Source organism: Sphingomonas melonis DAPP-PG 224 (genome assembly GCF_000379045.1).
Classification (GTDB): domain Bacteria; phylum Pseudomonadota; class Alphaproteobacteria; order Sphingomonadales; family Sphingomonadaceae; genus Sphingomonas; species Sphingomonas aquatilis.
The window spans coordinates 3,042,201-3,063,491 of the sequence record NZ_KB900605.1 but is presented as its reverse complement, the minus strand read 5'-3'; the positions used below and the strand labels follow the sequence as shown (position 1 = coordinate 3,063,491).

General features: G+C 62.6%; 20 protein-coding genes. 11 read left to right on the top strand and 9 right to left on the bottom strand.

Going from position 1 to position 21,291, the window contains the following annotated elements; all coding sequences use genetic code 11:
• The first annotated feature begins 7 nt into the window (after positions 1-7).
• Positions 8-1,021: an HNH endonuclease gene (locus tag SPHME3_RS0114840; RefSeq protein ID WP_018251009.1), complete on the top strand. Its 1,014-nt coding sequence runs from the start codon at positions 8-10 to the stop codon at positions 1,019-1,021.
• A 165-nt stretch (positions 1,022-1,186) separates the two neighbouring features.
• Here SPHME3_RS0114840 and SPHME3_RS0114835 read toward each other — a convergent pair whose 3' ends face one another.
• The 5 genes from SPHME3_RS0114835 to styA form a co-directional block, all read right to left on the bottom strand.
• Entirely contained in the window at positions 1,187-2,974 is a 1,788-nt protein-coding gene (locus SPHME3_RS0114835; protein WP_017978530.1) for a site-specific integrase, read from the bottom strand.
• A gap of 1,197 nt (positions 2,975-4,171) precedes the next feature.
• Positions 4,172-4,879, bottom strand: coding sequence for an OmpW/AlkL family protein (locus SPHME3_RS0114830; protein ID WP_081614872.1), 708 nt, complete (start codon positions 4,877-4,879; stop codon positions 4,172-4,174).
• 68 nt (positions 4,880-4,947) lie between these two features.
• Entirely contained in the window at positions 4,948-5,490 is a 543-nt protein-coding gene (styC, locus tag SPHME3_RS0114825) for a styrene-oxide isomerase StyC (RefSeq protein ID WP_196801629.1), read from the bottom strand.
• A 39-nt stretch (positions 5,491-5,529) separates the two neighbouring features.
• Complete coding sequence (locus SPHME3_RS20800; protein WP_026189122.1) at positions 5,530-6,030, bottom strand: flavin reductase family protein; 501 nt, start codon at positions 6,028-6,030, stop codon at positions 5,530-5,532.
• A gap of 58 nt (positions 6,031-6,088) precedes the next feature.
• A complete protein-coding gene (styA, locus tag SPHME3_RS0114815) occupies positions 6,089-7,357 on the bottom strand; it encodes a styrene monooxygenase subunit StyA (protein WP_018251005.1) in 1,269 nt (422 codons plus the stop codon).
• A 117-nt stretch (positions 7,358-7,474) separates the two neighbouring features.
• On the opposite strand from styA, the gene SPHME3_RS0114810 reads away from it, so the two are divergent.
• The 3 genes from SPHME3_RS0114810 to SPHME3_RS0114795 all read left to right on the top strand — a co-directional run bounded on the left by SPHME3_RS0114810 (position 7,475) and on the right by SPHME3_RS0114795 (position 10,390).
• Complete coding sequence (locus tag SPHME3_RS0114810; protein WP_018251004.1) at positions 7,475-8,443, top strand: LysR family transcriptional regulator; 969 nt, start codon at positions 7,475-7,477, stop codon at positions 8,441-8,443.
• A 104-nt stretch (positions 8,444-8,547) separates the two neighbouring features.
• A complete protein-coding gene (locus tag SPHME3_RS0114800) occupies positions 8,548-8,853 on the top strand; it encodes an EthD family reductase (protein ID WP_018251003.1) in 306 nt (101 codons plus the stop codon).
• A 34-nt stretch (positions 8,854-8,887) separates the two neighbouring features.
• Positions 8,888-10,390 (top strand): aldehyde dehydrogenase family protein, encoded by a 1,503-nt coding sequence (locus tag SPHME3_RS0114795; protein WP_018251002.1) that lies wholly within the window; start codon positions 8,888-8,890, stop codon positions 10,388-10,390.
• Positions 10,391-10,451: 61 nt separating this feature from the next.
• On the opposite strand, the gene SPHME3_RS0114790 is transcribed toward SPHME3_RS0114795, so the two are convergent.
• The 4 genes from SPHME3_RS0114790 to paaG are packed head-to-tail and all read right to left on the bottom strand — an operon-like array spanning position 10,452 to position 15,378.
• The gene (locus SPHME3_RS0114790; RefSeq protein WP_037476633.1) at positions 10,452-11,204 is read right to left on the bottom strand and encodes an NUDIX hydrolase; all 753 of its coding nucleotides are present in this window, start codon (positions 11,202-11,204) and stop codon (positions 10,452-10,454) included.
• Positions 11,205-11,215: 11 nt separating this feature from the next.
• The gene (locus SPHME3_RS0114785; protein ID WP_018251000.1) at positions 11,216-12,496 is read right to left on the bottom strand and encodes an AMP-binding protein; all 1,281 of its coding nucleotides are present in this window, start codon (positions 12,494-12,496) and stop codon (positions 11,216-11,218) included.
• A 27-nt stretch (positions 12,497-12,523) separates the two neighbouring features.
• Positions 12,524-14,560 carry a phenylacetic acid degradation bifunctional protein PaaZ gene (paaZ, locus tag SPHME3_RS0114780; protein ID WP_018250999.1) on the bottom strand — a complete coding sequence of 679 codons (2,037 nt, stop codon included), beginning with the start codon at positions 14,558-14,560 and terminating at the stop codon, positions 12,524-12,526.
• Positions 14,561-14,586: 26 nt separating this feature from the next.
• Entirely contained in the window at positions 14,587-15,378 is a 792-nt protein-coding gene (paaG, locus tag SPHME3_RS0114775) for a 2-(1,2-epoxy-1,2-dihydrophenyl)acetyl-CoA isomerase PaaG (protein ID WP_018250998.1), read from the bottom strand.
• Positions 15,379-15,478: 100 nt separating this feature from the next.
• Between paaG and SPHME3_RS0114770 the strand changes: the two genes are divergently transcribed.
• Genes SPHME3_RS0114770 through paaD form a run of 7 tightly spaced genes read left to right on the top strand, consistent with a single transcriptional unit; the run spans position 15,479 to position 21,286 of the window.
• Complete coding sequence (locus tag SPHME3_RS0114770; RefSeq protein WP_018250997.1) at positions 15,479-16,921, top strand: 3-hydroxyacyl-CoA dehydrogenase NAD-binding domain-containing protein; 1,443 nt, start codon at positions 15,479-15,481, stop codon at positions 16,919-16,921.
• Positions 16,918-17,358, top strand: a complete 441-nt coding sequence (gene paaI / locus SPHME3_RS0114765) for a hydroxyphenylacetyl-CoA thioesterase PaaI (protein ID WP_018250996.1) — start codon at positions 16,918-16,920, stop codon at positions 17,356-17,358. The genes SPHME3_RS0114770 and paaI overlap by 4 nt, the downstream gene beginning before the upstream one ends.
• Positions 17,351-18,553, top strand: coding sequence for a 3-oxoadipyl-CoA thiolase (pcaF, locus tag SPHME3_RS0114760; protein WP_018250995.1), 1,203 nt, complete (start codon positions 17,351-17,353; stop codon positions 18,551-18,553). The genes paaI and pcaF overlap by 8 nt, the downstream gene beginning before the upstream one ends.
• On the top strand, positions 18,550-19,620 hold the full coding sequence (gene paaA / locus SPHME3_RS0114755) for a 1,2-phenylacetyl-CoA epoxidase subunit PaaA (protein WP_231376763.1): 1,071 nt from the start codon (positions 18,550-18,552) through the stop codon (positions 19,618-19,620). The genes pcaF and paaA overlap by 4 nt, the downstream gene beginning before the upstream one ends.
• A 33-nt stretch (positions 19,621-19,653) precedes the next feature.
• Positions 19,654-19,938 carry a 1,2-phenylacetyl-CoA epoxidase subunit PaaB gene (paaB, locus tag SPHME3_RS0114750; RefSeq protein WP_018250993.1) on the top strand — a complete coding sequence of 95 codons (285 nt, stop codon included), beginning with the start codon at positions 19,654-19,656 and terminating at the stop codon, positions 19,936-19,938.
• Entirely contained in the window at positions 19,938-20,786 is an 849-nt protein-coding gene (gene paaC / locus SPHME3_RS0114745; protein ID WP_018250992.1) for a 1,2-phenylacetyl-CoA epoxidase subunit PaaC, read from the top strand. The genes paaB and paaC overlap by 1 nt, the downstream gene beginning before the upstream one ends.
• 5 nt (positions 20,787-20,791) lie before the next feature.
• Positions 20,792-21,286, top strand: a complete 495-nt coding sequence (gene paaD, locus SPHME3_RS0114740; RefSeq protein ID WP_026189119.1) for a 1,2-phenylacetyl-CoA epoxidase subunit PaaD — start codon at positions 20,792-20,794, stop codon at positions 21,284-21,286.
• The last annotated feature ends 5 nt before the right edge of the window (positions 21,287-21,291 follow it).

Genomic DNA, 21,291 nt, shown 5'->3' with positions numbered 1-21,291 from the left:
ATGGAGAATGGTCTTGTCCACGCCCCCTGATGCGACGCTCGACTGCCCTGACTATGCGATTGTCGCCATGGTCCAGGGCAGTTTGGGCGAGCCGGGCGTCACGTTGGGCACGAAGGGGCGTTGCCGGTTCTGCGGAGAGACCGACCCCCGTACGTTTCGCAACGTCGCTCATACGCTGCCCGAAGCGTTCGGCAATAAATGGGTGACGTCGCTCGACGAATGCGATGCCTGCAACGCGCGGTTCGGCGCATTCGACGACGCGCTGGTCAAGAGCATGGGCGCGATCCTCACGGTCGGCGGCACACAGGGCAAGGGCAACAAGGTGCGCCAAACCGGACGCACCAACGGCCCCGCATCGATCCGCCACCAGATCGTCGATGGCCAGCGGTCCATCTCTATGCGCGCCAACGGCACGCCGTTCAGCGACCATTTCGGCGTGAACTTCAAGACTGGCGAACTTGTCTTCCGTATCTCTGGCGGGACCGAGCGCTTCGTTCCGGCCAAGGCTTACAGGGCGCTGGTCAAAATGGCAGTGGCGCTGCTGCCGGACGACGAACTGCCGAACTTCACGAAGATCATCGACTGGCTTGGCTCACCCGACGACGATCTGCTGCCGCACATGGCCGTCGGAATCTCCTTCTCGATTATCGGCAATTCTCCGCCGCTGCTTGCCGCAGCGCTATTGCGACGGGCCTCCGTCAGCCGGGACACCCCCTATATGCTGTTCGTCACCACTATGGGTTCGGTTTGCCTGCAGATCGTGCTCAAGGCCAACGCACTGGACGGGGCGTGGCCGTCGCGCCTGCGCACCCGCCCCAACATCCGCTGGACCAACTTGCTGGCGCCGCCAGGCGAGGAGCCGCTTGCGCTCGCCTATGACGCGCCTGTCCATCTTGACTGGGGACGCGCGGGGTTGGAACCGCCTGTGATCGAGGCGATCGTCACCGCCGTCCATCCGCAAACTGCCCAAGGGCGGATGACCGCCGTACTTCGGCAAAGCGCGCTCGCCTCGCCGCCATGATCACGGCGTTCCGATCATGCCGCGCGCTTCGTCGGAAAGCGGACCCGCCGGTTTGCGCGACCCGAATGGTGAATTACAGCAAAAGCCGACGCTGACATCAACGACGTTGAAGGTCTTGAGCTGGTCGAAAGCTGTCAGCTTGACAGCGGCTCAGGCGACGGAAATTTATTCGAACCGCTTAGTCCAGTCTACGTCGGCGCTTGCCTGAGCCAATGCGGCCCAATCGAGAAACGACCAATCGACTTTATGAAGCTCGCGGTTCAGGATCGCCAAGCGAACGCCTTGACCATATTTTCCCCCGACTGTGGTTGCGGCGTGACCGCAGATCTGGTCGACGATCCGTTCCAGCACGCCGGCTTCCAGAGCGAGATCCTTGAAGCCATGGCGGAAACTGTGGAAGACCAACCGGGCGTCGGTCGAGACGTATCGATCGATGACACGGTTGGCGATGCGCGAGGCCTCCTTGGTCCGCTTGCCGAAGCCGTTGGGAACCAGATCGGGGAAAAGTCGAGTGTGTCCGGCCTTCTTCACCGCGTCGACATAGTCGCGAAAGCCCAGCTGGATCAGCTTGGCATGGACAGGTACGAGCCGGCGTGACGTTGCCGTCTTGATCGATTTACCGTCACCGCTGGCCTCGGCCGCATAATCGTCGATGTCGATATAGGTGATGGTGCCATCGGCCTTCACATCGGCGATCATGGCCTGGCCGACTTCCTCCAGTCGGGCACCGGTCGTCAGGCCGAGCAGGAACAGCCAGTACAGCGTCATGTCGCTTACCAGACGATCCTGCTTCCACGTCGCGGGGGCGGTGAACAGAGGACTGGCGAACAGCCGTTGCAACTCCTCTTCCTGAAAGGTCTGGCGAGCGGCGGCACCGGTCTTGGAATAGCCGAGGATCGGCACATCGCGGCCCTCGTTGCGGCTGATCCACTTCTGGCCCTTGGCGAAGCTCAGCAGCGCCTGGATCGCGCCCACCCGTTTCTTGAGCGTCGCAGGGCTGATCCGGGGCGTATCGGAATGCCGATGGCGATCGAGGCGTTCGGTAAAGCTCAGCCCGCGATCGGCGCGCGGCATGGAGGCAGGCAGATGGGCCGCCTCGTCGCGATAATCGAGGAGGTCGTTGTTGACGACCTCCTCGACGGGGATGTCGCCGATGAAATCGATGAAATCGCGTGCAGCACCCTCATACTCGTGCGCGCTCTGCAGGGAGGGCTGCATCACCGCCTGCCAGTCCGCGAACAATTCCATCAGGCGCACGTCGGGGCGTAGACGGCCCGAGGTCGGACGACGCTTGCGGGCCTTGGGCGTTTCGACCGGGACCGCGTCGAGATAGGTCCTGATCGCGGCCTCGATGCCTTCGGGGAGATCGGATGCTGTAGTGTTATTGTGCCGGGCGATCTGGCTGACGATACGGCCAATCTGTTGGTTTCTGGCATCAGGACGGAAGCTTTCATCGCCCCAGCGCCAGATCGTACCGGGCGCATGGCCTAGGGTCGGCTTGCGTCCGGGATGATCGCGGAACAGTGCGGCGTTATTCGCCATTTCCCACCATTGCTGGTCATGCAGTGAGGCAGGGGAACTGCATCCGGTCGGGGTCGCGTTCCACAACCCACGATCGAGTTCAAGCCTGGCCAGTAGCAGCCGTTCTTCACCATCCAGTCCGCCAGCCCTAAACTCGGGACCTTGGAAATAGGCCGCGACCATCTCGTCGGCACGGTCGCGCGCGGAAGGGCAGGGGCTGCCCGTTGCCTTGAGCCGGGTCCGTGCCTCTTCGAACCGCTGTTCGAGTGCGGCATTGGCTTGAAGGAATAGCACCGTGGCATCGTTGCTATTCTTCGTGCCGAGCGAAACCTTCCACAGCGCCTTGCCGTCGAATGCGGGGCGCAGCTTCTCGGGGATCTGCCGGCGCAGGTAATAAACGCCGGTCGAAGGGTGTTTCCAGGGTGTCGCCATTAGGGCCATTAAAATGCTCGCTGTACCTGTGCGCTGTACCAGCGAGCGGCAAAGAATGGCTTAATCGCGCAATTCTGCGCTGTTGAGCGCAGATGGTGAGCCGCCTTGGACACGTATCGAACTTTTTCAAACTTAGAACGAGTGAATCGTTCGCAGCTATTGAACGTTACCGCGCCTTGTTGGCTGCAGCCATCTGATAGGTCAGGAGAGCGGAATCAATCGGTCATCAAACTTTATCCACAGGATTGACGCACTTGCGCCGCGTCGCTCGGCAGGGGTTTTCGGTCGAACATAAGGGGTGGCAATTGCGAAACGGTTCCTCCCTCGGCGAACGACCCGATCCTCTGTCGCAGTGCTTGCAGCTCAATCAGGACGCTTCGGGAGTCGATCGAAAATGCTCTTTATAAGGACTATGCGGCCGGCTGATCGATGCGGCCCGGTGCCGCCCCCATTCACATCAGGCAGACGAACATGACCTCTGACGGTTACCGCTGCGTCGATCCGCTGCGCTTGATTTTTCTACCCAGCCAATAGAATAACGCGCCACCACATCCTGCTACGAGCGGCGCACGCAGTGCAGAATGTTCCGCGATGTGCAAGGCGTCCAAAGTGACCAGGACGAGGTATGCGAGAGCTCCGACGGCGAGCGGGGCAAATATTCCTAATCTCATGCGATCCTCTGGTAGTGTGACGCTTCAGCTACGCTTTGGACCCAAGGTGCCGGGCAGAAAAGCCCTTTTGCATCATTCCCGGCGGTTGAGCTGCATCGGCACCTTGCTACACAGCGGCCGTCATTCGCGTCCGCCTTCGCGGAAGGGAGGAGCGTCGGCTCACTTGGCAGGGAGGAGAATGACAAGCTCGCCGCCAACTTCGTTTCCGCCGTCGCACTCGCACCCGCTTTTTCCTTTGTTCCCGAACGAGGCTCAGCTAATCTCGGCACTCGTCCGCAAATTTGGTTTCGCCCGGCACCCCACAGGCAGCGCAATAAAGTCGCACATCGCCGGCCCTCCATCCGATCTGGACTTTGCGAAATCCCTCCGGCGGGAGAAATTTGCGCATATCAATATTATCGTTCCCCGCAGTGGAAACCGGGGGGGAGGCTATGCAGCCCCGGATGCCACATTTGGGACAGGATATGACGATCATGATATCCTTATCTTCTGAACCGGCTTACCTTCGTCGCGCCGAACCCGCTTGTCAGAAATGGAAGCTCAGCCCCCCTGTCACGATCAGCGGATTGATACGGATGTTGGCCTTCGCCGGAGCGCCCGCCACCGTACCGCGAGCGGTCGTGTTGAGGAAAATCTGCTTGGCGTCGACAAAGAGGCTCAAGCGGTTGCTCAACCAGCTCTCGATGCCGCCCTGGAGTACTACGCCCACCGGGCTCTTGACCTTGAGGTTCTGAACCGTTGCATCGTGATTCTTGAGCACGATCGTGTAGTTGATACCGGAACCCAAATAAGGCTGAAAATGCTTGCCGAAGTTGGTGATGTGATACTGGACGGCGGCGACGGCCGGACCGTAGGTCACCTTGCCCAGCTTGAGCCCGGTTAACGGGCCGGTGCCGTACAGCGTAGCGGTAGGCGGTGCGCCGACCGTCAGGGATACGGAGACGTTCGGGTTGAAATAATAACCACCCTCGATCTCGCCGGTGAAATTGTTCTTGACCCGAACGCTGGCACCGGGGACCTGCTGCCCCCCAACAGAAATCTTGGCACCCTCATCGTAAATCACTTCGGCCGGCCCGGCGCGGACGAACCAGTGCTTGAAAGGGGGCTCTTCCGCAACGGGTGCGGGGACGTCCGCCGCTCGGGATGTCGCGTCGGCACCGGGCTCCGGCGTGTCGGCCAGCGCAGGTACCGCTATGCAGGCCGCGCACACCGCGACTACCATTTTCACTTTCATCGATCATCCTCCCATGGCGCAATGTGCTGCGCTCTACTGAATCGTATTCCGATACGTGTCTGGGCAGTTCAGCGCCGAGCATCCTGGATCGCGCGCAGCCCGATCATGAACAGCGCGACCATCACCAGGACACCGAACAGATAGGCAGGAGCTAGCGCGAGGAAGCTGAAGACGTTGGCATCGCCCCATTTGTTCGGGCCGAATGACAGGCCGCGGTTCGGCGCCCAGTTTCCGAAGAAATAGAAACCGGTGTTCGACCAACCGTCGAGAACGACGATCCAGCCCCAGAGGCGGGCCTGCTTCGGCGTGAAGGAAAGCAGCGGCAGGATAAACGCGACCGCGATCACCATCAGTCCGTTCATAACAGGTCCGGTGTGGGCGCGCGCCCAGCCTTCAGCCGAGCCGGGGAGCTGGAACTTCCAGTCGATGCCGGGGAGCGGGAAAATCCCGCCTAGCAGATACATCCACAGGCCGAGGCCGCCGACGAGCGCCATGAAGATCATCAGGACGCCGTTGCCAAGCATGACATTGCGCAAAGCCACACGATGAAACGCATCGTCCTTGTCCGTTGAGGAAGCCGTTGCTTCCGGGCGGGACGCCAAAGTTGCCATGTAATCCTCTCCTCTTGTTGGTCCTGGGTGTTTTGCACCTCAGGCGGCGGCGGCGATCGGAAGCGCGTGGAAGCGTCCACCGTGAAACAGCAATGGCGGATGATCCGCGAAATAAACGCCCTGTATGACGCCGAAGAATACGAGATGGGTGCCGGCCTGCACCTGATGATCGACGCGGCATTCGATCGCCGCCAGCGCGGTCTGAAGGATCGGAAGGCCATGGACGTCGCCCGCAGTCCAGTCGCCATGATCGAACCGGTCGTCGCCCTGCAGGCCGTTCCGGCCCGCGAACACCTCCGCTACGGGCTGATGATGGTGCGCCAGCAGGTTAACCGCGAACAGACCGGTTTCCTTGATCATCTGGCACGTGCCGGTCGCCGTGTTGACGCAGGCGAGGATGGTAGGCGGAGACGCCGAAACCGAGCAAACGGCTGTTGCTGTCACTCCGCGTCGATCGCCCTCACGTTGCGTGGATACGATGCTCACACCGGCCGCGAGACAGGAGAGGGCTTTGCGAAAAATGTCATCGTTTACGGACATGGGTCGTCTCCGAAGAAGGTGAAGGCCGGCCCGCACCCCAGCGGCCGGCCGACCTTCCTCATTCAGCTGCAACTGTAAGTTCTGCGTCGTTCGCCGGCACCGAGAGGCGCTGCTCGATCCAACGCTGGACGCGCTCGGGGCTGGAGAAACAATCCCACTGCTTTTCCGGGAAGTTGAAGTTCTCCGTGAACTCGTCCGCAAGTGGAGGATTCTGGCTGATCGCACCGATGAACTGCAGAAGCTCGGGAGCGAGCGTGTTGAAGCCGCGGAGGATGTAGTTGGTCCAGCGGGTAGCGCTGAGCACCCGGTCGCGGCGACGTGCGTCGACCTTCTCCATGAAGCGTTCGTCGAACACCTCATTGGCCACGATTTCTTCGCCGAGGACCACGCCGGCATAGGATGCCATGTTCGCGCCCTGGCCCAGGACCGGGTCGACCACGGCCTGAACGTCGCCGAGCGCGACAGCGAGCTTGCCGTTCGACAGCCTGGTGTAGCTCGCGCGCACGGTTGGCGTCACGCCGCCCTGGAGAATGTCGAGCGGGCCGTTGGCGAGATCGAAAGTATCGAGATCGATACGCTCGTAGCAGGTCGGATAGTGTTTCTTCAGCTTTTCGAGAAGAAGCGCGATAAAGGCCTTCGGATCGTCGTCATATTTGGTCTTGGCGAGGATCTCGAGATCGCCGCCGATATGATTTTCCATGACGAGCGCGGTGACCATGCCATCGAACGAGAGGGTAGGAATTTCGATCATCTCGCCTTGTCCCGGCGAAAAGAACATCGTGACCGCCCGTGTTTCCGTCTCGCGGATACCCTTGTAGAGGCCGACGCACAACGCACGCTGGGGACGATCGAAAGGCGAATAGGCAGGCTCATGGGCGAACATCTGCCCGAACGGCCCCTTGCCGGTGCATATCACGATGAGATCGTGCTTTTCGGAAAGCTCCGGCAGATCTTCGTGCGCAATTGGCTCGTAGACGATGGTGCCGCCGCGCGCTGCGAAATCCTCCATCAGTGCGGGCTGGTAGATGCGATAATCCACCGCGCGGCTCGGTTTCTCGAGCTTGCCGTAGAACTCCAGCGGCTGCGGACCGCCAATATAATAATAATGCCCTGCATAGCCGGCATCAGGCCAATGGTTGACGCCGAGCTTGTCCTCGCGGGACACGGTGACATGATGGTGAGCCACGGTGTTGAGGAGCCGCATGGAAGCATATTCCTCAGGCCGCCGATCGGTGTAGATCGTTGCCTCGACGCCGTTCTCGATAAGGTGAAGGCCAAGATGGAGGCCTGCGGTGCCGGCGCCGACGATGCCGATCGATTTCGTCATATCCTCTTCCTTTCGCGGTGAGCGGGGATTGCTTGTTTTGTTTTATCCTATTTACCGACCGAGCGTTCAGGCGTAAATCGCCTGATCGTTCTAGTATATATTCCAATTGGAATAAGCATGACAGACCGCCTCGAAGCCTACGCCGCCTTCGCGAAAATGATGGAACTCGGCTCTTTTTCCGCCGTTGGTCGGCAGCTTGGCGTCGCCCAATCGACCGTCAGCAAACACATAGCGGCGCTCGAAAAGGAATTTGGTATCCAGTTGTTCCACCGAACGACTCGCCAGATCCGGCCCACGCCTGAGGCGGGACGCATTCATGAGCATGTGCAGCGCATGCTCGATGCGGCCGAGATGGCTCACGCCGTCGTGCATGGACAGCAGCCGGAAGCGAGCGGACTTTTGAAGATCGCTGTCCCGCACACCCTGGGACGGTGTCTCGTACGGCCGCTGGTCCACACATTTCTCGAGCTCAATCCCCAGGTCTCGGTTGAGCTCATTGTCGCCGAGCAGGCGCCAGACCTGGCCGCCGGCGGGTTCGAACTCGCGGTGGTGACGGACGCGCCTTCGGAAGGTCCCCTTATCGTACGAACCGTCAGGCGGTTCGAATGGCTCGTGGTGGCGTCACCGGAGTACCTCTCCCGCAACGGGACGCCGGAAACCGCTATCGATCTCGAAGACCACGAGGTGGCCTGCGCGCCCTGGATGGCCGATGGTGTTCTGGCATTTGATTCGGAGAACGGCCGGCAGGCCATCAAGGTCAGCGGGCGTTTTATCACCAACAGCGACGACACCGCCTGTGAAGCCGCGACGGACGGTCACTGCATCGCGATCGTGCCGGCGTGGTTGGCGATCGAGGGGTTCGAACGCGGATCGCTGAAGATCCTGCTGCGGGACTATTTCCTGCCTTCAATCGCGGTGAGCATCGTCTATCCCCAGTCCCGCTACCCGTCGCGACGGGCGAGGGCCTTCATCGACTTCGCGGCGGCGAGTATGATGCAGAGCCGTGACCTTCTCGCCCGCATCGATCCTGCGCTGGCCAGGCCACAGCCGCCTTTCGTCCGGCCGGACGAGCCAATCTCGAACTAGCCATCCATCCATTTGGCCATGCCGATGCCATAACGCTTGCGATTGGCCGTCCGACCGTTCATGCTATTAATGATCATCTGCACACAGAAAGCGGGAGAGATTCCATGAAGAAGATGCTTGCCCTTTATCGGGCCCCGGAGGACGCCGAGGAATTCCTGCGACACTATCGCGAGGTGCATATGCCGCTGGTGCGCGCGTTGCCCGGCCTCGTCGACGCGGCCATTACCCGGATCAACAGGACGCTGGTCGGAGAGGCGGGTGTCTTCCTGATGGCGGAGATGAGCTTTGCGGATGACGCCGCATTGGCGGCGGCGCTCAAGAGTCCGGAAAATGCAGCGTGCGGGAAGGACGCCATGGAATTCGCGGGCAAGCTTGTGACCGTGATGACGGGGGAAACCCTCGCGCTCTGACCGGTATTACCGGCAAGATATACAGGAGAGAGATATGGCAACCGCTTCCAATATCGTGACCCCCCTCAACGACGTTACCGCCTTCCTGGGCACCGAGCATGGCCTGTTCATCGACGGGGCCTGGCGAGACGCTCGCAGTAGCGACCGGATCGACGTCTACAACCCCGCGACAGGCGAGCGGATAGCGTCTGTTGTCAACGCGAACGCTCGGGATGTCGACGACGCGGTGCGCAGCGCCCATTCGGCCTTCGAGAGCGGCGCCTGGTCTGCGCTCGCCCCGGCGGAGCGCGAGCGGCTACTGTTGAAATTCGCGGATCTCGTCGAACAGAATGCCGAGGCGCTGGCCCAGTTGGAAACCCTCAACCAGGGCAAGTCCATCAACATTTCCCGCTACGTCGATATCGGCGGCGCCCCTTCCTATATGCGCTATATTGCGGGCCTCTCCACCAAGGTCACGGGCGAAACCTTCGATGTCTCGATCGGTGCCATTCCGGGCGGTCGGTACAATGCCTCGACGCGGCGCGAGCCCATCGGCGTGGTCGGCGCGATTTCGCCATGGAACTTTCCGATGATGATCGGGCTGTGGAAGATCATGCCGGCGCTCGCGGCGGGCTGCACGGTCGTCCTCAAGCCGTCCGAACTCACGCCCTTGACCAGTATCCGCCTTGTCGAATTGGGCCGGGAAGCAGGCCTACCCGATGGCGTCCTCAATCTCGTGACCGGTGACGGTCGCGCTGGAAAGGCCTTGGTCGATCATCCACTGGTGTCGAAGATCAGTTTCACCGGATCGACAGCGACCGGCAAGGCAATCGCGCGAAGCGCGGCCGAGCGGATGCTGCGAACCTCGCTTGAGCTCGGCGGGAAAAATCCGGCGATCTTCCTCGCCGATGCTCCGATCGAGCAGGCGGTGCAGGGCGCGATCCTTGGCGGCTTTTTCAACAATGGCCAGGTCTGCGCGGCCTCCTCGCGGCTCTATGTGGCGCGCGACATCTACGATCCTTTCGTGAAAGCGCTGGCAGCTGCGGTCGACGGGATGGCGATCGGGCCAGGGCTCGATCCCACGGCCCAGATCAACCCGGTCGTTTCGGCGGGCCATCGCCAGAAGATCCTGGATCATGTCACCAAGGCTCGGGCAGAGGGCGCCAGGATCGTGGCTGGGGGCGATCAGCCCGATCTTCCGGGCTATTATGTACGCCCGACCGTCGTTGTGGACGCGGATGCGGGTATCGCCATCTCGCGCCAGGAAGTGTTCGGTCCGCTGGTCACGGTAACGCCCTTCGACAGCGAGGACGAGGCGATCAGGCTCGCCAACGACAGCGACATGGGGCTGGCCGCCTCGCTCTGGACCAACGACCTGAAGAAGACGATGGAACTCACCCCTCGGATCAAGGCCGGGACGGTGTGGGTGAACTGCCATAATCTGATCGATCCGAACATGCCGTTCGGCGGGTTCAAGGAATCCGGCATCGGCCGCGACTTCGGCATTCGTTCGCTCGATCCCTACACCGAGGTGAAGTCGGTCTGCATCGCCTATTGATGATTATACGCCTGGCATCGACTGCCGCTTCCCCGCAGTGGCAGTCGATACCAGTAGCCGATCAGCCCAATATCGCCTTGTCGAGACGTTCCGTCGTCACGGGATATCCCAGATTTTCGGGAATGCAGAGATAGGGAATGCTCGCACGCTCCTCGATCCAGGGGGCCACCGTCCTTATAGGATGCTTTGCAGCATCCTCCCAGGCCTCTGCGAAGCTCCCGAAACGTGCCAATCGCTCGATATTGCGGCGGGTGGGAAAGATAAGCTTTGTCGTCCCCTGATCCGCGCTGTCGAGCAAAGCTTCCGCACTCGCCCAGAAGACACGGGCAACCTCCGCACCGTCGGGGACCGGCAGCGGGAGATCCTCCGGGGCCCGAGCGAGGAAAAAATGCGTGTCGAAGGGACGCTTCTGTAGGCCCATCGGGCACCAGCGCGCAAACGGGACTAGGTCCGCGATCGTGAGCCTGGCTTTCTGCTCCACCAAGACGGTTGACAGGGAACTGCCAGCGCGAAGCGCCGCCCCGATCTCGAACATAGCCTGTTTGCACGGTCGGGGTTCAGCCGCTATCAGGATGCCCGTTTCTTCCGCCGTCTCGCGGATTGCGGCGACCTTGGCCGCCGCGTCCAGCGGGTGGTCAGCCCAGGCGTGGTCAGCCGGATCGATCCGACCGCCAGGGAAGGCGACCGCACCGCCTGCGAAACGCAATCCCGCCGCGCGTTCGACGACGAGCAGTTCGGGAGCTGTCGGCCCGTCACGCATGACGATCAGGGTCGCGGCAGGTATCGGTGCTTCCGCCTCCATCGGGTACGTCAAGGCGCGAGGCTTCAGGCGCGAAGCGCCTGAAGCCTCAGATCGCGAACGTGAGAGGCTTTGCCGGTGGATCGCGAAATCTCGCCAGTCCGCCGCAGATTGATTCGGGCCGTAATGCCGATGACTTCCTTCACATAACCTGCAAGCAGGCTGCACTGAGCGGCGCCTGTCTCCTGGTCGAGGTCGCCGCGCGGCTCGACTTCGATCAACACCTCATCCATTCGCGAAGGCCGGCTGACCTCGATGAGAAAATGTGGCGCCAGGCCCGGGCATTTGAGAACCTGCTCCTCGATTTGGGTTGGGAACACGTTCACGCCGCGGATGATCAGCATGTCATCGCTCCGGCCGACGATCTTGGCGATGCGCCGATAGGGAAGCCCTTCGCCGGGCAGCAAGCGGGTGAGATCGCGAGTGCGGTAGCGAATGATCGGCAGCGCCTCCTTGGTGAGCGACGTGAAGACGAGTTCGCCTTCCTCGCCTTCGGGAAGCACTTCTCCGGTCTCGGGATCGACAATCTCCGGGATGAAATGATCTTCCCAGATCGTCGGGCCTGACGTTCCCGCGATCTCCTGGGCAACGCCCGGACCCATGACCTCCGACAGACCGTAGATGTCGCTTGCCCGGATGTCGAACGCCTCCTCGATTTCGCGCCGCATCGCTTCGGTCCAGGGTTCTGCGCCGAAAATCCCATAGCGCAGGGACGTCGCGCGCGGATCAAGGCCTTGCTTGCGATACTCGTCGAGGATGCAAAGCATGTAACTTGGCGTCACCATGATGATCTCGGGCCTGAAGTCCTGGATCAACTGGACCTGCTTCTCGGTCTGCCCACCGGACATCGGAATGACCGTGCAACCAAGCGCTTCAGCCCCGTAGTGGGCACCGAGACCGCCGGTGAACAGCCCATAGCCATAAGCTATGTGGGCCTTCATACCGGGTCGGCCGCCCGCGGCGTGAATGGAGCGCGCGATCAGCCCGGACCATGTCTTGATGTCGTTGGCAGTGTACCCGACGACAGTGGGGCGACCGGTCGTCCCGGATGAGGCATGAACGCGCGAGACCTGCTCCTGCGGAACCGCGAACATCCCGAAGGGATAGGCCGCGCGCAGGTCCGCCTTGGTTGTAAAGGGCAAAAGAGCGATGTCGGCCAGCGACCGGATGTCGGCCGGGCTCACGCCCCTGAGCTCGCATTTGGCTCGGAAACTCGCGACGTTGCGATAGGCATGCGTGACCGACCATTGCAGTCGCTCAAGCTGGAGCGCCTCCAATTCGTCTCGTGTGTTTGGGCCGTAATCCATATTCCTCTCCCATCGTCCTCTTATAGCTCAGAAGGCATTCATCGTGAGCAGCTCGTAGGCAGCAACTGTATCCTCCGCCGTGTCGGTCACGTTCACGGCCCAACGAACCTCGCCATAGTCGTCGTTGCGCCGGGTTTTGGCCTTCACCGTCAACGAAACCTTGATAGCCTCGCCGGGCGAGACGGGCTTTACGAAGCGAAGTGAATCAAGCCCGGTGTTGGCCAGCACAGGGCCGGGAGCCGGGTCGACGAAGAGCCCCGCGGCGAAGGACAGAAGCAGGTAGCCATGCGCCACGCGGCCCGGAAAGAACGGGTTCGCCGCGGCCGCTTCTTCGTCCATATGGGCGTAGAAGGTGTCGCCCGTAAAGGTCGCGAAATGTTCGATATCCTCGAGCGTGATCGTGCGCGACGCGGTGTCGAAGGTCTTGCCGATCGCCAGCTCGTCAAAGCGCAGCCGAAAGGGGTGCTCGCCTTCGACCGGCTTGGGCGCGCCGGGCAGCCATTGACCGACGATGGCCGAGATTGTCCGCGGACTACCCTGCAAAGCGCTGCGTTGCATATAGTGCTTCACGCCCCGAACGCCGCCCATCTCCTCGCCGCCGCCGGCACGTCCGGGGCCGCCATGGATCAGCATCGGCAGGGGCGAGCCGTGCCCGGTCGATTCTTTGGCGCAGTCCCGATCGATGAAAATGACACGGCCGTGATAAGCGCCCGCACCAAGAATGAATTCGCGCGCGATATCCGGGGCATAGGTGAAGACCGAGAGTACGAGGCTGCCCTTTCCGCGATTGGCGAGCGCGATCGCATCATCGAGATCCTTGTAGGGCATCAGGGTGGAAACAGGACCGAACGCCTCGACGTCGTGAATCAGATTGGCGCTCCAGGGATCGTCGGCCCGGAAGAGCAGCGGGGAAATGAAGGCGCCGCTCCCGACTGCATCGCCGGTGACCTCGACACCGTCGATGGTGCCGAAGGCGAGGCGCGCCTCTGTCGCAAGTTCGCGTGCCTTGTCGCGCACATCAGCCAATTGCGAGGCGCTGGCGAGCGCCCCCATGGTAACGCCCTCGATCCGGGGATCGCCGACGACGACCTTCGCAAGTCGGGCCTTGAGCGCGGCTTCGGCATCGTCGAGCAGGGCCACCGGCACGAAGGCGCGCCGGATGGCGGTGCATTTCTGACCGGCCTTCACGGTCATCTCACGCACGACCTCCTTGATGAAGAGGTCGAACTCGGGGCTGTCCGGCGTCGCGTCGGGACCGAGGATCGACGCATTGAGGGAATCCCGCTCGGCAATGAAGCGGACCGACTCTTCAGCGATCGTCGGATGCGACTGGAGCTTCATCGCGGTCTGGGCGGAGCCGGTGAAGGACACGACGTCCTGGCAGGTGAGATGTTCGAACAGATCGCCGGTGGAGCCCATGATGAGCTGCAGCGCGCCCTTGGGCAGGACGCCGGCTTCCAGCATGATCCGCACCGCTGCTTCCGCCACATAGCCAGTCGATGAAGCCGGTTTCACAATGGCCGGAACGCCTGCCAGAAGGGTGGGTCCGAGCTTCTCCAGCAAGCCCCAGACGGGGAAGTTGAAGGCGTTGATGTGCAAGGCGACGCCCTGGAGCGATGTATAGACGTGCTGGCCGATGAAGGTGCCCCGCTTTCCGATCGGCTCCATGGGCCCGTCGATGAGGATCGTGTCGTCAGGTAGCTCGCGCCTGCCCTTGGATGACGTCGTGAACAAGGTTCCCGCGCCGCCCTCGATGTCGATCCAGCTGTCGGTACGTGTGGCGCCTGTCTGGTAGGAGAGCTCGTAAAGCTCATCCTTCCGCTCGATGATCGCCTGCGCGATGGCCTTGATCATGAAGGCGCGCTGGTGGAACGTCATTGCTCTCAGAGCGGGCCCCCCGACCTCACGGCCATGCTTGAGCATCGCCTCGAAATCGAGGCCCTGGCTGCCCGTAAGCGCGACCGTCTCGCCGGTGATCGCGGAACGCACCTCGGATAGGTCTCCTGCCGCCGTCTTCCACTCATCGAGCGCGTAATTCTGCAGGGTGATCGGAAAGTTCGTCATATAATCCTCTTGCTCGAAATCCTGGTTCAGCGTCCCGTGAACTGCGGCTTGCGCTTCGCCATGAAGGCGGCGACGCCTTCGCGATAATCCTCGGAAAAGCCGAGTTCGCGCATTGCGTCACGTTCCAGGTCGAGTTCGTTCTCGAGCGACTGGAGCCAGGACTGGCGAATAAGCTTTTTGGTCGCGGCCAGGCCTCGGGTGGGGCCGGCCGCGAAGCGCGTCGCCAGCCCATCAACTTCGGCCACTAGGGCATCGTCATCGACGCATTTCCAGATCATGCCCCAGCGCTCGGCCGTGTCGGCGTGAAGAGGCTCGCCCGTGAGCGCCAGCCCGAGCGCCCGCGCCTGGCCGACGAGGCGCGGCAGGACCCAGGTGCCCCCGGAGTCGGGAATGAGCCCGATATTGGCGAAGGACTGAATGAATTTGGCACTGCGCGCGGCAATGACGATGTCGCAGGCGAGCGCGATATTGGCTCCCGCGCCGGCGGCGACGCCGTTGACCGCGCAGATGGTGGGTTTTTCGAGATCCGTGATCCGGCGGATCAGGGGCGCATAAAATCGCTCGACGGAATCTCCCAGATCCACGGCCTCGTCTCCCGGCGCGACCGCGCGATCGGCAAGATCCTGGCCGGCACAAAAGCCACGGCCGGCGCCGGTCAGCACGAGCACGCGGGCAGTCTTGTCCGCGGCCGCGATGTCGAGCGCGGCCGCGACCTCCTCGTGCATCTGCGTGGTGAAGCTGTTCAACCGATCCGGCCGGTTCAACGTGAGCTTCGCCACGCCGTCCGCCAGATCGAAGTCGATGGTCTGGTAACTCATCAACACCCTTTCCGATTCATCCTCTTTAATAGACTGCCCGGTCGGACTATTATTGGCAAGCGGGAAATTGCTGGCTAGGAAAGACCCCAAGGAGATTCGGATGAACATGAAGGTTGCGGTCATCGGCGCGGGCACGATGGGTAGCGGGATAGCGCAGGTAGCCGCGACGGCGGGGCACGAGGTGGTGGTGATCGACCGCGACGCGAGCGCGCTCGATCGCGGTCGTCAGATCCTCGCAAAGTCTTTCGCTGCGCTGGTCGCACGCTCGCGGCTCGAGCAGCATGATGCCGATATGATCGCCGGCCGTGTCCGATGGTCGCAGGACCTGGCCGACGTCGCAGGTGCGGGCCTGATCATCGAGGCCGTGCTCGAAGACCTCGAGGTCAAGCAAAGGCTCTTTGCCGATGTCGGCGCTGTCGCAGGGCGGGATGCGGTTATCGCCAGCAACACCTCATCGCTCTCGATTTCCGGAATGGCTCTTAGCCTGCCCTATCCCGAGCGTTTCGCGGGGCTTCATTTCTTCAACCCGGTGCCCGCGATGAAGCTCGTCGAGGTGGTCGCGGGTGCAGCGACCGACTCAATGATTGTCGAGCGCCTGACCGGCCTCATGGCGGCTTGGGGCAAGCACGCGGTCGCTGTGAAGGATGTGCCCGGCTTCATTGTCAATCGCGTGGCGCGGCCCTTCTATGCCGAGGCATTTCTGGCGCTCGACGAGGGAATCGAAGCGGCGTTGATCGACGACGCGGTCAGCGGCGGAGGCGGGTTCCGGATGGGGCCGCTCACGCTCGCGGATATGATCGGTCATGACGTGAACTATGCGTCTGCCTGCTCGGTCTTCGAAGGGATTTCCCCTCACGCGCGGTTTCGGCCGCAGCCGGCGCAAGCGCGGCTGCTGGACGAAGGACGTCTCGGCCGCAAGTCGGGCAGGGGGGTCTATGATTATGGCTCCGCCGACGGAACAGGACAGGCCAATCGGACGGCCGCCACCCAGAAGCCAGCGCCTCAAATCGCTGCCGCCCCGAACGCGGACGACTTTCTTTGGCTGCGCGACAGGTTGCCGACCTCGCCCGCGAGGGGAATACCGGCCGACAGCATTTCGGTCGACGGCGTCGTCATGGCGAAGGGAGATGGCCGCACGCTCGATGAACGAGCGGACGTCGATGTCCTGCTCGATCATGTTCATGATCATTCCGTCTCGCCGGTCCTGATCGCATCGGCGCGCGATGAGCGTTCGGCCGCGGCCGTTGCCAGTCTTGCCGGGGCTCTCGACAAACGGCTTCTTCTCATTCCCGACCGACCCGGCCAGATCGTTCTGCGCACCCTGGCGCAGATTGCCAACGGGGCGGCGGACGCTGTCGAGGATGGCGTCGCGCCTGCCAAAGCCATCGACGAGGCGATGCTCCACGGCGCCAATTATCCGCGCGGGCCACTGGCCTGGGCCCGGGATTTCGGGCCTGCAAGGCTGAAGCAGACACTCTCCCATATCGCTGCTGCCACCGGCGATCTCCTCTACGCCCCATCTCACGGGCTCGACCGCCTGTGAGCGACGCGCAAGCAAGAGCGATCGCCGACCTGCTGCGGACGCGCGAGACGATGGGAGCCGAGTGGGGGATCGAGATCGAGGAGGTGCGCACCGGATACGCCCGTATCGCCGTCACCGTCAGCGGCCTTATGCTAAACGGTTATGACACCGCTCACGGCGGCGCCATCTTCACGCTGGCCGATCAGGCCTTCGCCTATGCCTGTAACTCCCATGACGCCTTCACCGTGGCGCATGCCGCCTCGATCAGCTTCCTCGGTCCTGCCAGACGCGGTGACCGTCTGATCGCCGAAGCCCGCGAAGTCATGCTGTCCGGCCGCAGCGGCGCCTACGCGGTGACGGTGCGAACGAGCGAGGGGCGCGATATTGCGTCCTTTCACGGCCTTTCCCGCACCGTCGGCGGTGCGATCCTGCCATCGGAGAACCAAGACCATGCCTGACGCTTTCATCTGTGACGCGATCCGTACACCTGTTGGCCGCTATGGCGGCAGCCTCGCCGGCGTGCGCGCCGACGACCTCGCTTCGGTCCCGATCCGGGCCCTTGTCGCGCGCAATCCCAGGGCGGATTGGGCGGCTCTCGACGACGTCATCCTCGGCTGCGCCAATCAGGCCGGGGAGGACAATCGCAATGTCGCCCGCATGGCCGCGCTGCTCGGAGGTTTCGGTGAGCAGGCTCCAGGCACCACGGTCAACCGCTTGTGCGGCTCCGGGATGGACGCGATTGCCATGGCTGCCCGCGCGATCAAGGCAGGCGAGGCCGAGTTCATCGTCGCAGGCGGCGTGGAAAGCATGACCCGCGCACCGTTCGTCATGCCCAAGGCGGACGGTCCCTTTTCGCGGTCCAATGCGGTTTACGACACGACCATCGGCTGGCGCTTCGTCAACAAGGCCCTCAAGGCTGAATTCGGTATCGATTCGATGCCGGAGACTGCGGAGAATGTCGCGCAGGATTTCCATGTGACCCGCGAGGACCAGGATCGGTTCGCGGCCGAAAGCCAGCGTCGTGCGGCGTCAGCCCAGGCGTCCGGGCGGTTCGATGCCGAGATCGTTCCGGTCGCGATCTCGCAAAAGAAAGGCGATCCCATATTCGTATCCCGTGACGAGCATCCACGCGAGACGAGCGTCGAGACACTCGCCAGGCTGAAGCCGATCGTACGTCCTGACGGGACGGTTACAGCCGGTAATGCATCCGGTGTGAATGACGGCGCAGCCGCAGTGATCGTGGCAAGCGAGGCGGCCGCCGCGAAATATGGTCTCGCGCCGCGCGCGCGCGTAGTGGGCGGCGCGGTTGCGGGCGTTCCCCCTCGCATCATGGGGATCGGTCCTGCGCCGGCCTCCGAAAAGCTGCTCGCGCGGCTCGGGCTGGCGATCGGCGACATGGATATCGTCGAGCTCAACGAAGCCTTCGCCAGTCAGGGCCTGGCTGTGTTGCGCCGGCTCGGCCTGCCCGACGATGCGGAGCATGTGAACCCGAACGGCGGCGCGATCGCGCTCGGCCATCCTTTGGGCATGTCGGGCGCGCGGCTCATGCTGACCGCGACCGAGGAACTTCAGCGCCGCGGCGCCCGCTATGCCCTGTGCACGATGTGCATCGGGGTGGGGCAAGGCATCGCCACGATCATCGAGCGGGTTTGAAACGAACGAAATTAGTTGACCGTCCGGTCGGTGAATTATATACGAGATTCGTACTGAGAAGGAGACAGTCGATGTATACCACCGAGCTCAAGGAGCAGGGCGGTAAGGTCGCCCCCGTTTCGATCGTGTCGGAGGATCCGGAACTGGTCGCCGCCTTCGAGGCGCGGGTGGCGGCCGACGAATTCATCGAGCCGAAGGACTGGATGCCCGAAGCATATCGCCGGACGCTTGTTCGTCAGATCTCGCAGCACGCGCATTCCGAAATCGTCGGCATGCTGCCGGAAGGCAACTGGCTGACACGTGCGCCGTCGCTGCGACGCAAGGCGATCCTCCTTGCCAAAGTGCAGGACGAGGGCGGTCATGGGCTCTATCTCTATTGCGCGGCTGAGACCCTCGGTACGAGCCGCGAGGAGATGATCGAGGCGCTCCACGCGGGCAAGGCCAAATACAGCACTATCTTCAACTATCCGACCCTGACATGGGCCGACATCGGCGCCATTGGCTGGCTAGTCGACGGGGCCGCGATCATGAACCAGGTTCCCCTGCAACGGACGTCCTACGGCCCTTATGCGCGTGCGATGGTCCGCGTCTGCAAGGAGGAAAGTTTTCACCAGCGTCAGGGCTATGAGATCATGATGACGCTCGCCGCCGGCACGGCCGAACAGAAGGCGATGGCACAGGACGCGCTCAATCGCTGGTGGTGGCCCTCGCTGATGATGTTCGGTCCGCCCGACGCGGATTCGCCGAATTCCGCGCAAGGCTTCCGCTGGCGGATCAAGCGCGACAGCAACGACGATCTCCGCCAAAAATTCGTCGATGCGACCGTGCTGCAGGCGGAGTTCCTGGGCCTGACGATCCCCGATGCCGACCTTCGCTGGAACGCCGAGAAGGAAGGCTATGATTTCGGCGAGATCGACTGGGAGGAGTTCTACGCCGTGGTTCGCGGCGAGGGACCGACCGCCAAGGAGCGGATGAAGGCTCGACGCGACGCTTGGGAGCAGGGCGCGTGGGTCCGCGAGGCGGCCGACGCCCATGAAGCCAAACGCCGGGCAAGGTTTGCCGCCTGAGGCCACTCGACACCATAAACAAGGACGATTTTGATGAGCCACGATTGGCCGCTCTGGGAGGTTTTCATCCGGTCGAAGGGCGGGTTGAGCCATAAGCATGTCGGGTCGGTGCACGCGCCCGATGGGGAGCTTGCCCTGCGTCATGCGCGCGACGTCTATACCCGGCGGCTGGAAGGCGTCAGCCTTTGGGTCGTGCAGTCGAGCGATATCGTCGCCTCCGATCCGGATCAGTCGGGCCCGATGTTCGAGCCCGCGGAGACGAAGATCTATCGCCATCCGACTTTCTACGACATTCCCGAAGCTGTGGGGCATATGTGATGGCGCCGTCGCTTCCGACCATCCAGCCGAGTGATGTTGCCGCGGCCGAAAGGGCGCAGGCGGGCGGCAGCTTCGACGCGGGCGCAGTGGTCGAGCGTCATGGTGCGCTCTTCGACTATCTGCTGCGCCTTGGCGATGACAGCCTGATCCTCGGCCAACGCCTCACCGAATGGTGCGGGCATGCGCCGGCACTAGAGATCGATCTCAGCCTCGCCAATATCGGCCTCGACCTGATCGGTCAGGCGAGCCTGTTTCTCAACCTCGCGGGGGAGGTGGAAGGCAAGGGCCGCGACGGCGACAGGCTCGCTTTCCACCGGGATGTTCTTGCCTTCCGCAACTGTTTGCTTGTCGAGCAACCGAACGGCGATTTCGCGCAGACCATCGCGCGGCAATTCCTGTTCTCCACCATGCAGTTGTCGCTGTTCGAGGGGCTTACCGGTTCGTCCGATCCGCGGGTTGCGGAGATCGCCGCCAAGGCGGTCAAGGAAGTGCAGTATCATGCCGAACTTGCCTCCGACTGGGTGATCCGTCTCGGAGATGGTACCGAGGAAAGCCGGCGGCGCATGATCGATGGCCTGGACTGGTACTGGCGCTTCGTCGACGAGATGTTCCAAAGCGATGAGGTCGAGGAGTCGTTGATCCGCGCGGGCATCGCGGTCGATCGGGCCGAGCTTCGCCAGTCTTTCGACGCGACCGTCGGAAATGTGCTGCGCGAGGCGACCTTGCCCCTTCCCGAATATCCTCGTGCCCTCACAGGCGGCAGGGTGGGCCATCATGGCGAGCATCTCGGCCATCTGCTCGCGACGATGCAATATCTGCCGCGCACCTATCCTGACGCCGTCTGGTGATCGAGATGGTTTCGGAGGTCGTTGACGACACCGTTGTCGACCGGATCATGACGGTTCTCGCTGCCGTTCCCGATCCGGAGATACCGGCGGTGTCGGTGACGGACCTGGGCATCGTCCGAGGGGTGCGTTGCGACCCTCCGACCGTGACCATCACGCCGACCTATACCGGTTGCCCCGCAACGCAGGTCATCGAGGCCTCCGTCCGCGCGGCTCTCGATGAGGCCGGCTTTGCCTATGTGGCGATCGAGACGGTCCTGTCGCCGCCCTGGACGACCGACTGGATCAGCGAGGAGGGGCGCGAGAAGCTTCGGGTCTACGGCATCGCACCGCCGCCCCGGGGCGCGGGATCGCGATCGCTTCGCACCGAAGCCCGCGCCGAATGTCCTCGCTGCAGGTCACTACATACCCAGGAAGTCAGCCGCTTCGGATCGACTCCGTGCAAGGCGCTGTGGCGCTGTCTCGACTGCCATGAACCCTTTGATCGCTTCAAATGTCATTAGGAAAA